This window comes from Kitasatospora sp. NPDC004669, assembly GCF_040609455.1.
Lineage (GTDB): Bacteria > Actinomycetota > Actinomycetes > Streptomycetales > Streptomycetaceae > Kitasatospora.
Genome location: NZ_JBEXKB010000131.1, coordinates 1 through 12,673 on the forward strand (window position 1 = coordinate 1; position 12,673 = coordinate 12,673).

The window sequence follows — 12,673 nt, forward strand, 5'->3', positions numbered from 1 at the left end:
CGACACGGACGACCGCACACGGCACCGACCCGGAACGACCCGACCCCACCCCCGAGCGAGAACACCCAACAGGCCACACCGCAAACACACACCCCTCAAACACGGCAACGCAACAGCCCCAACAGCGCACTCGCAAACACATCCACCCAGAACTCCCGCACACCCCCACCGGACGCCTACAACGAGACCCACTCCAGCCCACCGAACCCGGCCGGCAGCGGGCGGCCGTAGGTCTCCCCCACCTCCGCGAGGGAGGTCGAGCGGGCCGCCCAGCCGTGGGTCTGCAGCCACGCGTCGGCACCGGGCCGGGGCCGCCGCGCCAGAGGTCGGTGACGTGGGCGAGCGCGGGGTCCCGCGGGGTCTTGGAGACGTCCCGGCCCCGTTCCGTCAGTAGTCGGCTGCCCGGCGCGGAGAGCGTGCCGACGGCCGTGAGCAGGCCCGAGGCCTCCTCCGCGGTCAGGTGGACCAGGAGTCCTTCGGTCAGCCAAGCGGTCGGCAGCCGCCGGTCGAAGCCGGCCGCGACCAGACGACCGGGCCATTCGGGGTGCAGAACGTCCCCGGGCAGCACGGTGCGCTCACACCTCACCGTCGCGCCGGCGGGCCCGAGCTCCAACTCCTTGAACGCCAGCACGGGCGCCAGGTCCCGTTCCCACAGTCGGGTCCCGGGCGGCCAGTCCAGCCGATGGGCCCGTGCATCCAACCCGGCGGCCGGCAGCACGACTTGGGAGGCCCTGGCGGCGAGCAGCCGGTCGTCGTAGAAGCGGGTCCGCAGCACGCTGTGCGCGTACAGCGCTCTACCGAGTGCGCTGATGCGTGCGGGCGCCCCCGTGGGCAGCCCGGCCGCCGTGACGAATTCGGCCGCGTACGGGTCGACGAAGAGCGGGGCGGGGCGGGGCGGCTGCTCTCGTACGCGCGCGCCCGGGCGACGGACACGGCGGTCCGGGAGACCGGGCTGAGCGACGAACCGGGCGTCTGCGCCATGTCGGCAATCCACAACCGCGGCCGGGCGACGCGCGCCACGATGCTGCAGGCAGGCCCGGCCACCCTCGGGCCGGCTCCGTACAAGTCCGCGACGGCCTAAGGGAGTTCCTCGCGCGTTCCGCCTTTCCCTGGCATGATCCCGTCTACGTCCGCTTCGACTGCGTACCGGGTGCGAACGGGCACTACGGGGAAGGTAAAGCCGGTGGGGATGACGATGGACGGACGGACCTTACGGACACTGGGCGGTGACGATGCCTGAGGACTCGACACCCCCGCGGGACACACCCCCGGAGCCGAAAGCGAAGCCCGATCCGCGGCCCGCCGCGTCGCAGCCGACACCGATCCTCGGCGAGTGGCTCCGGTCCGCCGCCCACGTCGTGCTCGTGGTCGTCGGCCTCGCCCTCACGGTGCTCGGTTTCGTCCAGTTCGCCGACACCTTCGAGGAGATCCGGGCGTACCGCGCCACCCCGGTCTGCACCGCGGCGGCCAAGCCGGGTGACGACTGCGTGACACTGGAGAGCGGCCGGGTGACGAACAAGGAGGAGGAGCCGAGCTCCGACTCGACGAACTACGCGCTGACGGTGACCCGCGAGACGGCGCCCACCGGCCGCTACTACGTCGGCAGGGCGTTCTACGACGACGTCGACACCGGCACCGTCGTGGACCTGAAGATCCTGCGGGGCAAGGTGTTCGAGCTCAGCTACCAGGGCCACCGCTCTCAGCCCCCGAACACCCCGTACCTGACGATCGTCGAGTTCAGCGTGCTGATCGCGGTCGGGCTGGTGATGTTGGTCAGCGGCGCGGTCGCGGACATCGAATACATGGTGGGCATCGCCATCGGGTACGCCGCCGTGGTCGCGTTCTTGACCGTCATGGGCTCCGCCTTCCTGATCACCTTCCAGTGGCCACTGACCGTCACCCTGGCCCTCGCCGTGGTGTTCTGGCTGATCGCGGCCGCCGTCACCCGCACCACCTTCCGCGAGTTCTGACCCCCGCCCGGCCGTCCTGTCGGAGCCGCGCACTACGCTCCCCCGCATGACCGCTGCGGTGCACATCCCCGAGTACGAGGACCAGGAGCTGCGCGCGGGCGAGGAGCTCGTGTGCGAGCCCGCCTTCTGGCTCGCCCATCTGCTCCTCACCCTGGGCCACGGCGACGAGGAGCCGCAGGAGTACGGCGTCCCGGAGGAGGCCTACGACGCCATGGTGGAGCGGCTCGGCGACGCCGAGGCGCCGGGGGTGTTGGTGCGGGTGCCGTTCGGCCGGGGCCACACCGCCTGCGTGGCGTACCAGAACTTCGAGGACGAGAGCGTCATCGACTTCTTCGTCCACCACCCGGACTGGGGGCGGCTGGGCTTCCTCGGGCAGCACGGTCCGCACGGCTCCGGCCCCGGTCTGTCCTGGCCCGAGCTGACCGCGCTCGCGCGGAGCGCCGGCGAGCACGACCCCGAGGGGATCGGTGACCCGGCGCGGCGGCTCCTGCTGCTCCTCCCGGTACTGGGCGACGCCGACACTCCCCCGGAGGCGCAGCGGACGGTGGCCGAGGCGCTGGTCGCGGTCGGCCTCCGGGCCGACGCCGCCGGGGAGTTGGCCGCGCGGCTGGTGGACGAGCCGGGGCTGGAGCACCAGCCGCGGTGGAGCGTGACGGCCGACAGCCCGATCCCGGTCTGCTCCTCGGATTACAGTCCCCGGCAGATTCCGCTCGCGCTCGGCATCACCGAGGAGCAGGCCCGCGTCCTGGCGGAGGCACTCACGGGCGACCACTGAGTGATTGTCAGGTCCTAGACAAGGGAAGGAGCCTCCCACACACCGCCCACCGGGAGGCCATCCGTGCACGTCAGGACGCACCTCAGGACCAGGACCGCGACCAGGATCGCCAGCAGGGCCGCAGGCGCCCTGCTCACCACCGCCCTCGCCGCGACGCTCCTCGGCACCGCCCCCGCATGGAGCGCGCCGGGCGCGGACCAACCCCGGCAGCAGGTGGAGGTCTTCGCCGAGGACGGCGGCATCTCCCGCGCCACGGCGCCGACCGCCTCCCCCTACGTCGCCGCCCCGACCACCGGCCTGGCCGCGCCCGGCGCCGAGGGCGACGGCGACGTCACCGCCCTGGTCCGCAACGGCGACCCGGCCACCAAACTGGACGTGGTGGTGATCGGCGACGGCTACGCGGCCCAGGAGCAGGAGAAGTTCCGCACCGACGCCGCCGAGAAGTGGCGGGAGATCACCGCCGTCGAGCCGTACGCCACCTACCGCGGCCTCTTCAACGTCTGGGCGGTGTCCGCCGTCTCGCCGGAGTCCGGCGTCTCCGGCGATCCGGACCGGGCGACCGTACGGCACACCGCGCTCGGCGCGTACTTCTGGTGCGACGGCGTGGAACGGCTGCTCTGCGTGGACGAGAAGGCGGTCGAGCGCTACGCCGCGAAGGCCCCGCAGGCGGACCTGGTGATCGTGGTGGCCAACAGCGCCAAGTACGGCGGCGCGGGCTACAACGACGTGAAGTCCCCGCTCGGCTACGAGGGCATCGCCACCGTGGCGGGCGGCAACGCCAAGTCCGGGCAGATCGCGGTGCACGAGACCGGGCACTCCCTGGGCAAGCTGGCCGACGAGTACGCCTACGACGGCCAGGGCACCTACCAGGGGGACGAGCCGCCCGAGGCCAACCTCAGCACGCTGACCGCCGACCGGATGCGCGACCAGGACGCCAAGTGGTCCCGCTGGCTCGGCCAGGCCTCGCCGGACGGCGGGACGGTCGAGACGTACGAGGGCGGCGGCTACTACCCGACGGGACTGTACCGGCCGACCGAGAACTCGATCATGCGATCGCTCGGGCGCGAGTTCAACCTGCCCGGACGGGAAGCGATGATCGCCGGCTTCTACCGCCACGCCACCCCGCTGACCAGCCCGACCTCCACCGACACCTGGCTCACCGCCGCCGACCAGCTGACCGTCGACCTGCCGGTGCCCGGCACCCTGCTGCACTGGTACCTGGACGGGCGCGAGCAACCGCAGCTGAACGGCCGCACCGCGCTCGACCTCGGCACGCTGCACCTGACCGGCCCGCGCTCGTGGCCCCACCTGCTCACGGCCGTCGCCACCGACCCCACCCCGGCCGTGGCGGACCCGGCCCTGCGGGCGGGGCTGACCGGCAGTCTGTCCTGGCTCCTCACCCGGTGACCCCAGTGGTCCAGAGCTGCGACGGACCCGGGCCCGGCGGCGGAGTGCCGTCGGGCCCGGGTCCGTCAGGTCGCCTGTCAGGGGGGCGGTGGCCTCGGTCGCGTAGGGCGCGAAGCCGGTGTTGGACTCGCAGTCGAGGTTCTCGAAGGTGCCGACCTGCGTGTCCGGGTGGTCGGTGTAGGTCAGGTGGTACTCGCAAGCGCCCGTGACGTACCGACCGTTGACCTCGTCGGGGAAGTCGACCTCCTTGTCCCCGAGGTAGGGGCACTGGTGACCGTTGAGGCGGGCGGTGGCGTTGACGTCGATACCGCCGGGGGCGTAGGTCTCATAGACGCAACCCGTCTTGGCGGCCCCGTAGGTGGCCCACCATCAGCTAGGTCGCCGGCCAGCGGCGCTCCAGCCCGTCCGGCGGCCGACGGCGCAGCGGCGCCAGTTCTCGCTCCAGTGTCCGGACGTCCCGCGCTATCCGAGCGGCGATCTCCTTCGGCTCGGTCTCGCTCGGCAGCCGGCGAGACCAGGAACGGGGCTTGGCCGGACCGTCCTGGACCATGTGGAAGTTGAGCCGCACCACCCCGGCGACGTCGACCAGACTCACCAGGATCCGGGTGTCGGCGAGGTCGATGGTGACCTCGTTCCCGATGCACGAGCAGGCCACCAGGCCCTCGATGCCCTCCTCCGCCAGGTATCTGGCCAGCGGGACCGCCCTCCCCCGGATCAGAAACGGACGTGCCACCGGACCGGACACCGGACCCGCCTCCTCTCGCCGCACGCGTGCGGCCCCGGCCGCGGCGCAAGCGCACCGCAACAGACCGGGCCCGTCCATGCTCCACCACACCACCGCCAAGTACCAAGTCTGCATCTCACCAACCGACTTGAGCATACGCACCCACCCGGCGCACCGGCGCACACTCGGGCGCATCCGGCACTGTCGGGGCGGCGGCCGCCTTCCGAGCGACTCACAGCCTTGCCCGGGGGCGACAACGGCGCATAGTTTTGAACTGGTTCAATTTGAACCCGTTCAAAGCAATAGAGGGGTACCGAATGGCTGGACACCTACTCACGGACGGAGCGGGCAGAACGGACGGAGCGAACCGACCCTGGCCGATCGTCGTACTCGCCGGGGCCAGCTGGCTTCCGTGCTGGAGGATCATCGCCCCGGACGCCAACGGATTGCTCCTCGCCATCTGGGGTCTCCTCATCGCGCTGACCCTGCTACCCCTGTGCACCCGCAGCGACAAAGCGTTCCGCCGAGCCTGCGGGGCCTTCGCCGCCGTACTGTTCGGCCTCGAGACCCTGGTCTCCGCCCCCACGCTCTTCTTCTTCCTGCCGGTCATGGTGGCCTTCTGCCCCGCCAGCGTCCTGCTGTTGCTCGCACGCTGGAACACCGGCGGCACGACACGCACGGTCCTCGCCGTCCCGGTAGCAGCCCTCCCCTTCCTCATGGCCATGCTCTGACCCCGCCGGAGCGGCGACCCGGCCTGTCCTCAGCGGACACGCGCCATGGCTCCGAACGCGTTCGGCACCAAGCCCGGAGGGGCGCCGATGAACCGACACCCGTTCTCGCACCGAGCCGATCGGCCCCGGCCGATCGCCGTCCCGGCCAGTCGTCCCGGCCAGTCGTCGTCCCGGCCGGAGCCGGCATCGGCGTCGCGCCGATGCCGGTCGCGGGCCCGGTCGAGGCTGCGATCGGCGTACGGGCGGAGCGGCGCAGCCCGGTGTCGCCGGCTGCGCCGCTGAGCGCCGTCACCCCACGGAGGCGGCGTTAGCGCAGCACACCGCGCACAGCCTCCGGGTCACCGGGGGTGAGGCGCTCCGGCGCGGCCGCCAGCGCCTTGGCGGTGGCCGGCGGCGGGGTGACGTACACCGGCGTCGGATCGGCCTCGGGCGCGCAGGTCTTGGCGATCCGCCCCTTGCCCTGGGGCAGGCTGCCGTCGCGCAGGTAGGCGGTGAAGGTGTCGTCGAGGCAGGTGTCGCCGTGGAAGAGGATCTCGTGGAAGCTGCCGCCGTTCTGGACGACCAGCTTGGAACCGGGCAGCGCGTCGTGCATGGCGAGCCCGCCCTCGTACGGCGTGGCGGCGTCCTCGGTGGCCTGGAAGAGCAGGACCGGGGGCAGACCCTTGCCGGTGATCTTCAGTCGGCCGGCCGGGTTGCCCTGGTAGGGCCAGAACATGCAGGCGGCGTTGTACCACATGTTGTTATAGGTGTAGAAGGGTGCGACGGCGTTGACCTTGGCCTGGTCCTTCTTCCAGGACTCCCAGTCGCGCGGCCAGGCGTTCTCCGTGCACTGGGCCGCGTTGTACGCCGGGAAGGTGCCGTCGTCGGCTCCCGGGGCCGCGTACTTGTTGTAGGCGATGGTCAGCGGCCGGGTGTCGTGCTGGGTGAGGTAGGCGGAGAGCACGGTGGCCATCCGGGGCCAGCGCAGGAAGTTGTAGCCGCCGCCGTAGAAGGTGTCCTCGAATTCGGCCGGGCCGATCTTCCCGGGCGCCGGGGCGGCGTCCGCCGGGTCCTTCCGCAGCGCTTCCTCGACCTGGTAGTAGGCCTTCTTCACGGCCTCGGCGTCGGCGCCGAGGTGGTAGACGGAGTCGGCCTTGGCGGTCCAGGCCGCGAAGGCGTCGAAGCGGCGCTGGTGTTCCTTGTCCTGCAGGATGTTGTGGTCGTACCAGCTGATGGTCGGGCCGACGATGCTGTCCAGCACCATCCGGCGTACGTGCGAGGGGAAGAGCTGGCCGTAGGTGGAGCCCAGGGAGGTGCCCCAGGAGCCGCCGTAGAAATTGATCTTCGGCACATCGAGTGCCCGGCGGATGCTGTCCATGTCGCGGGCGTTGTCGACGGTGGTCATGTGCGGCAGCAGCCAGGACCAGTCGGCCGCGCAGTCGGCGGCGTAGCCGGCCGCCTTCTTCAGCCAGGCCTTCGAAGTCCCCTGACTCAGCTGGTAGTCGGGGCGCTCGGCGTCGAAGTAGTGGGCGTCGCAGACGACATGGGGGTCACTGCCGTTGGTGCCGCGCGGGTCGAAGCCGATCCAGTCGTAGGTGGAGGCGACGTCGGCGGGGATCTGCCCGGAGATGTAGGCGGGCATCCAGAGGCCGGAGTCGCCGGGGCCACCGGGGTTGAGCAGGATCGGACCCTGCTGCTTGTCCTTGGGCGCGGTGGCGGGGAGGCGGTTCAGCTTGATCTTGATCTTGCGCCCGCGCGGGTCGGCGTAGTCCACCGGCACGTCGAGCATCGCGCACTGGAGCGTGGGAGTGGCGGTGTCGTTGCAGGAGTTCCAGACGAGCTTCCCCTGACCGGCGTCCACGAGGTCGGCGCCGTCGGACCCGGCACCGGACGCGGCGGAGGCGGAGGTCCCGCCGAGGGCTGCGACGGCCGCGACGGCCGCGAGGAGGGCGATGGCTTTTCTCATGGGGAGCATGATGTGACATGTGCAATGGCACATCTAGAGGGCGAACCGGACTTTACCAAGCTTTGACCTGCTCCGTGCATCTGACCGATCATCAGACCTTTACCACCTTAGGGAGGTTGGCCGTGCGAGGGGTCCTGATCCATGACTAGCATCTGAAATCCAATCCGTTCGGACGCAAATCGCCTGGGAGGGGCGGCGCCGGACGGACCGACAGGAGGGCTCATCCGCGTGTCCCACCCGCACGTCCACCCCGTCAGCTCCCGCCCGACCGCGGCCGACCTCGCGCTGCCACCGGCACTGCCCTATCCCGACGGCTGGGCCGCGCTCGCGTTCGCCGCCGAGCTCAAGCCCGGCACGGTGATCACCCGTCAACTGGCCGGCGAGGACGTGGTGCTGTACCGGCTGCGGGACGGCCGGCTGCGCGCCGTGCGCCCGTACTGCCCGCACCTGGGCGCCCACCTCGGGCTCGCCACGGTCGAGGGCGGCGAACTGGTCTGCCCGTTCCACCGGTTCGCCTTCGACGCCGACGGCCGGTGCGTGCGGACCGGGTACGACACCCCGCCGCCCAGGGCCGCGCTGTCCCGGTTGCCGGTGCGCGAGGTGAACGAGGCGGTCTTCGTCTGGCGCCACCACGACGGCCGGGAGCCGGACTGGGAGATCCCCGCCTGGCACCTGCTCGACGACCGGCCCTTGCGCCACACCTCCTTCGAGATGCCCGGGTACGCCCAGGACGTCATGGAGAACTCCTTCGACCTGGGCCACTTCATCACCTTGCACGGCTGGCCGCAGGGCGAGTTGGCGGCCCCGGTCGAGTTCGACGGGCCGCGCTTCCACATCTCGATGCGCGTGCGGGAGAAGTTCCCGCTGGTCGGGATGCGCGAGGTGGAGGTCGGGGTCGACGGCTACGGCCTGGCCGCGCTGCACACGGACGTCCACACCCGCTCGCTGGGCCTGCAGATCTGCTCGCTGGTGATGGCCACCCAGGTCGCCCCCGCCCGGATGCAGCTGCGCCAGGCGAGCCGCTTCGCCCTGGCGGAGCCGGCCGGACTGCCGCCGCTGGTCGCCCGGGCCGTCAGCCGTACGGTGGCCAGGCTGCTGGCCGGTCCGATGTTCAAGCGCACCATCGAGTTCACCTCTGACGACTTCCCGATCTGGTCCACCAAGAAGTACCTCTCCCCGCCGCGGCTCGCCGCCGGCGACGGGCCGATCGGCGCGATGCGGCACTGGGCCCGGCAGTTCTACCCGCCGGACCACCAGGAGCACCTGCCGGCGCCCGCCTCCCTGACGAACCGGCACGGCCAGGAGGCCGCGGGTGGCGTCGGCTCCCACCCGTAGGCCCCCCAACGCGTGGCCGATCCGTGCGACCGGGTGAACACCTGCGACGCGGACGGCGGCCTGCACCCGGTCGTCGACGGCTTCACGGGCGATCCGACGGCGCCGGCACCGCTGCCGGGGAGCCGGCGGGCGTCCCGTTAGGGTGGCGCATGGCCCGTTTCACGCTGACCCGCCGCTCCCCGCTCCCGGCGCCCGACACCTGGGCGCGGCTCACCGCCTGGCCCCGGCACGGCGACCGGGTGCCGTTCACCCGGGTGGCCGCGGTGCGCGGCACCGGCCGGGCGGTCGGGGACGTGATCCTGGCGCGGACGGGCGTCGGGCCGGTGCGCTTCGACGACCCGATGGAGATCACGGCGCTGACCGAACCCGAACTGTGCCGCTTGGAGAAGCGCGGCCGGGTCGTCCGGGGCCACGCCGAACTGCGGGTCCGCGCGATGGGCGCGGGCAGCGAGGCGGTCTGGGCCGAGGAGCTGCGGATCACCGGCCTGCCCCGGTTCTTCGACCCGGTGGTGGCGTCCGCCGCGCGGTTCGTCTTCGGCCGGGTGCTGGACCACCTGTTGGCCTGCGCCCCGGCTACGGATTGAGGGTGCGCCGACTCAGGTACTGCCGGCGGACGTAGTGGCACCGGTCGGGCGACCCACTACCGCGAAGCCGTGGCCCCCCCGTGACGGACCCTCGACCCGCGCTACCGCCCGCGCAGCCGGCGCACCAGGTCGCGGGCGGCCCGCGGCCAGTCCGGGTGCTCGAAGGTGAAGCCCGCGTCCAGCAGCCGGGCCGGCACCACACGGCGGCTCTTCAGCAGCAGCTCGGTCTCGGAGCGGAGCGCGAAGGCACCGAGCTCGGTCATCCAGCGCGCGGCGGGCAGGGCCAGCGGCATGCCCCAGGCCGTCCGCAGGTCGCGCATGAACTCGCTCTGGGGCAGCGGGTTCGGGGCGGCGAGGTTGACCGGGCCGGTGAGCTCCTCCCGGGCGATCAGGAACTCGACGGCGCGGACGAAGTCCCGGTCGTGGATCCAGGACACGTACTGCGCTCCGCCTGCGATCGGGCCGCCGGCGCCGAGCCGTGCCAGCCAGGACAGCGAGTCGAAGGCGCCGCCGCGCTCGGGCCCGAGGACCACGGCGGTGCGCAGCGCGAGGCGGCGGGTGTCCGGGGTGTCGGCCTCCGCCTGGGCGTCCTCCCACGCCCGGGCGATGTCGATGCTGTACCGCCAGGAGGCCGGGGCGTCGGGCTCATCACCGCCGATCAGGCCGCTGAGCTCGTCGTTGGGGGCGTCGTGCCGGTGGGCGTAGACGGTGGCGGTACTCATCTGCAGCCAGACGGCGGGCGGTCTGCGGGCGGCGGCGATCGCCTGGCCGACGGCCCGGGTGGAGTGCACCCGGGAGTCCATCATGGCCTTCCGGTTCTCCGCCGTGTAGCGGCAGTTGACGCTGCGCCCGGCCAGGTTGAGCACCACGTCGCTGCCGTCGACCTCCGCCGCCCAGGCCCCGAGGCTCCGGCCGTCCCACCCGATCCGGCGTGGCCCGGCGGGCCGGCGGCTGAGCACGACGACCTGGTGTCCGGCGGCCGTCAGGCTGCGGTCGAGCAGGATCCCGAGCGCGCCGGAGCCGCCGGGAATGACGATCTTCATGAATTCCCCCTCATCCTCATCTCCGGCTTCGAGCCTAGCGCAGATAGTTGAACGCGTTCAATTTTTGCGGAGGCGGTCATCACGGGGAGGGGTCGGGGCTTCCCGCCGACAGGTCCGAGCGGTGCGCCGGGCGGGCCCGGGCGCACCGCGGGTGGAGCTCACTCCGTCGGGGCGGCGGCCCAGGCGGTGCAACCGCCGATGAGGTCGTAGATGTTCGAACGACCCTCGCGGCGGAGCAGGCTGGCGGCGATGGAGGAGCGACTGCCGCCCGCGCAGTGCAGGACGAGGGGGCGGTCGGTGGGCAGTTCGCCGTGGCGGGCGGGGAGTTCGGCGAGCGGGAGGTGGATGGAGCCGGGGACGGCGCCGACCTCGCGTTCGCCGGCGGTACGCACGTCGACGACCAACGGCGGCTGCTGGTCGGCGAGTTTCGCGCGCAGAGCGTGAACGGTGAGCCGCGCGCCCTGGCGCATCAGCTCGGGGTGGGTGCGGAACAGGTGCTCGGGGTCGGCGAGGTGGCCGGCGACCCGGTCGAAGCCGATCCGGGCGAGCCGGGTGACGAGTTCCCCGCCGCGCCCGTCCGGGGCGACGACCAGGATCTCGCGGTCGGGGCCGACGACCGTGCCGGACTGCTCGGCGAAGCGGCCGTCGGCGGGGATGTTGAGCGACTCGGCGAGGTGCCCGGCGGCGAACTCCACCGGGTCGCGCCCGTCCAGGACGATCGCACCGCCGGCACGGCGACTCAGGAAGTCGTCGGCGGTGAGGGCCTGGACGGCGGCCGGGTCGAAGAGTTCGCGCTCGCGGCGGTTGAGGTCGGCGTCGTAGCCGAAGTAGCCGGGGGCGGTGGGCTGGCCGTCGGTGACCAGGTCGACGAAGATCTGCTCGTCCATCGGGGCGCACGCGTAGTTGGTGGCGCGCTCGCGGCCGATGGTGGACTGGCGGTCGGTGGAGAGGTTCTTGCCGCAGGCCGAGCCGGCGCCGTGGGCGGGGATGACCAGCGTCTCGTCGGGCAGGCTCATCAGCTTGCGGTGGACGCTGTCGTAGAGCATGGCACCGAGTTCGGCGGCGGTGACACCCGCGGAGGCGAGCAGGTCGGGGCGGCCGACGTCGCCGATGAACAGGGCGTCGCCGGTGAGCACGCCGTAGGGGACGGCGTCGTCGGGCCGCTCAAGGACCAGGATGCTGATCGACTCGGGCATGTGGCCGAGGGTCTCCACGATCTGCAGCGTGACGTCGCCCAGTTCGATCCGCTCGCCGTCGGCGAGCTTGCGGATCGGGTACTCGGTCTCCGCCCTGCGCCTGTACCCGATCCAGGCTTCGGTGCGCGTGGCCAGTTCGAGGTGGCCGGCCAGGAAGTCGGCGTGGAAGTGGGTGTTGATGACGGCCTCCACGGTGAAACCGTGGGCCTCGGCGTCGGCGACGTACTCGTCCACGTCGCGGCGCGGGTCGACGACAACGGCGCGGCCGGTGCGCTCGTAGGCGATGAGATACGAGGCCTGGGAGAGGCAGTCGAGGTAGAACTGGGCGGACTATGTCGGCCGATCCGGTGAGCGCATCCTACAGACCTCGGGGTGTCGGGAGAAGCCTGGAAGGTCCGGCGGCCGGCTGTGCTGACGCGCAAGCACCACCCAGGCAGGCGCGATGTCATGCTCTGACCTGCCGAAATGGCCCCTGCAATGTCGCGCCGGGAGCTCTCCGGAGGGGTGGCGTGGTCGGCTGAGGCCAACCCAACTGGCCCGCAGGAGATCCGACTGGCGCTCCTCTGGAGCAGCGAGGCCGGGAGCGCATGAGTCCCATGTTTGAGCGTGTGAGACAGCGTCCGCACGTACTCATGCTGACCGATTGCTGACCAAATCTGATGGTCAGTCAGACTATCGGGGCCAGACCGTTGCCGCGCAGCGCTGCGGCTACCGCGAACCGCAGGTCATCGTTGTCCTCTGTTACCAGTACGCGCACGGCGGCCAAGGATAACGTGCCGTGCACTGGTCACGAGCCCGCACAGGATCGCCCTTACCTCACCGCGCGAAGGCCTGCACCGCCAGCAGCGATCCGGTGCCCATCCGGTCCGGCTGAGCGCTCACCGGGGCGCGCGTGGTCCTCATCAAATCCTCATGCCGCCTCGCCGAGACTCCCGTGCCATACCGATGGCCCGGATGGACGGA

10 protein-coding genes and 1 pseudogene are annotated in these 12,673 nt (G+C 71.8%); 6 read left to right on the forward strand and 5 right to left on the reverse strand.

Annotated features, from left to right (window positions below; genetic code table 11):
* The coding region (locus tag ABZW30_RS44860; RefSeq protein WP_355677105.1) for an SAM-dependent methyltransferase at positions 1–994 on the reverse strand (994 nt) is incomplete at its 3' end.
* A gap of 232 nt (positions 995–1,226) precedes the next feature.
* Here ABZW30_RS44860 and ABZW30_RS44865 point away from each other — a divergent pair.
* The 3 genes from ABZW30_RS44865 (at position 1,227) to ABZW30_RS44875 (ending at position 4,152) form a co-directional block, all read left to right on the forward strand.
* Positions 1,227–1,970 carry a hypothetical protein gene (locus ABZW30_RS44865; RefSeq protein WP_355677106.1) on the forward strand — a complete coding sequence of 248 codons (744 nt, stop codon included), beginning with the start codon at positions 1,227–1,229 and terminating at the stop codon, positions 1,968–1,970.
* 46 nt (positions 1,971–2,016) lie between these two features.
* Positions 2,017–2,745 (forward strand): hypothetical protein, encoded by a 729-nt coding sequence (locus tag ABZW30_RS44870; RefSeq protein ID WP_355677107.1) that lies wholly within the window; start codon positions 2,017–2,019, stop codon positions 2,743–2,745.
* 63 nt (positions 2,746–2,808) lie between these two features.
* Positions 2,809–4,152 carry a M64 family metallopeptidase gene (locus tag ABZW30_RS44875; protein WP_355677108.1) on the forward strand — a complete coding sequence of 448 codons (1,344 nt, stop codon included), beginning with the start codon at positions 2,809–2,811 and terminating at the stop codon, positions 4,150–4,152.
* Positions 4,153–4,525: 373 nt separating this feature from the next.
* Here the strand turns inward: ABZW30_RS44875 and ABZW30_RS44880 are convergent, their stop codons facing one another.
* Positions 4,526–4,885 (reverse strand): hypothetical protein, encoded by a 360-nt coding sequence (locus ABZW30_RS44880; protein ID WP_355677109.1) that lies wholly within the window; start codon positions 4,883–4,885, stop codon positions 4,526–4,528.
* A gap of 437 nt (positions 4,886–5,322) precedes the next feature.
* Between ABZW30_RS44880 and ABZW30_RS44885 the strand changes: the two genes are divergently transcribed.
* A complete protein-coding gene (locus ABZW30_RS44885; protein WP_355677110.1) occupies positions 5,323–5,607 on the forward strand; it encodes a hypothetical protein in 285 nt (94 codons plus the stop codon).
* A 307-nt stretch (positions 5,608–5,914) separates the two neighbouring features.
* Here the strand turns inward: ABZW30_RS44885 and ABZW30_RS44890 are convergent, their stop codons facing one another.
* Positions 5,915–7,552, reverse strand: coding sequence for an alpha/beta hydrolase (locus ABZW30_RS44890; RefSeq protein ID WP_355677111.1), 1,638 nt, complete (start codon positions 7,550–7,552; stop codon positions 5,915–5,917).
* A 228-nt stretch (positions 7,553–7,780) separates the two neighbouring features.
* Here ABZW30_RS44890 and ABZW30_RS44895 point away from each other — a divergent pair, with 228 nt between their 5' ends.
* Both ABZW30_RS44895 and ABZW30_RS44900 read left to right on the forward strand, forming a co-directional pair.
* Entirely contained in the window at positions 7,781–8,887 is a 1,107-nt protein-coding gene (locus tag ABZW30_RS44895; RefSeq protein WP_355677112.1) for a Rieske 2Fe-2S domain-containing protein, read from the forward strand.
* Between the two features lie 149 nt (positions 8,888–9,036).
* Positions 9,037–9,471, forward strand: coding sequence for an SRPBCC family protein (locus ABZW30_RS44900; RefSeq protein ID WP_355677113.1), 435 nt, complete (start codon positions 9,037–9,039; stop codon positions 9,469–9,471).
* Between the two features lie 101 nt (positions 9,472–9,572).
* Here ABZW30_RS44900 and ABZW30_RS44905 read toward each other — a convergent pair whose 3' ends face one another.
* Positions 9,573–10,514 carry a TIGR01777 family oxidoreductase gene (locus ABZW30_RS44905; protein WP_355677114.1) on the reverse strand — a complete coding sequence of 314 codons (942 nt, stop codon included), beginning with the start codon at positions 10,512–10,514 and terminating at the stop codon, positions 9,573–9,575.
* A gap of 158 nt (positions 10,515–10,672) precedes the next feature.
* Positions 10,673–12,037, reverse strand: a pseudogene (locus ABZW30_RS44910) (MBL fold metallo-hydrolase); the annotation flags it as partial.
* Positions 12,038–12,673 lie beyond the last annotated feature (636 nt).

Bases quoted from the DNA above. Each gene is read 5' to 3' on its own strand.
- ABZW30_RS44890 (WP_355677111.1), bottom strand. From the start codon at position 7,552: ATGAGAAAAGCCATCGCCCTCCTCGCGGCCGTCGCGGCCGTCGCAGCC.
- ABZW30_RS44905 (WP_355677114.1), bottom strand. From the start codon at position 10,514: ATGAAGATCGTCATTCCCGGCGGCTCCGGCGCGCTCGGGATCCTGCTC.
- ABZW30_RS44870 (WP_355677107.1), top strand. From the start codon at position 2,017: ATGACCGCTGCGGTGCACATCCCCGAGTACGAGGACCAGGAGCTGCGC.
- ABZW30_RS44900 (WP_355677113.1), top strand. From the start codon at position 9,037: ATGGCCCGTTTCACGCTGACCCGCCGCTCCCCGCTCCCGGCGCCCGAC.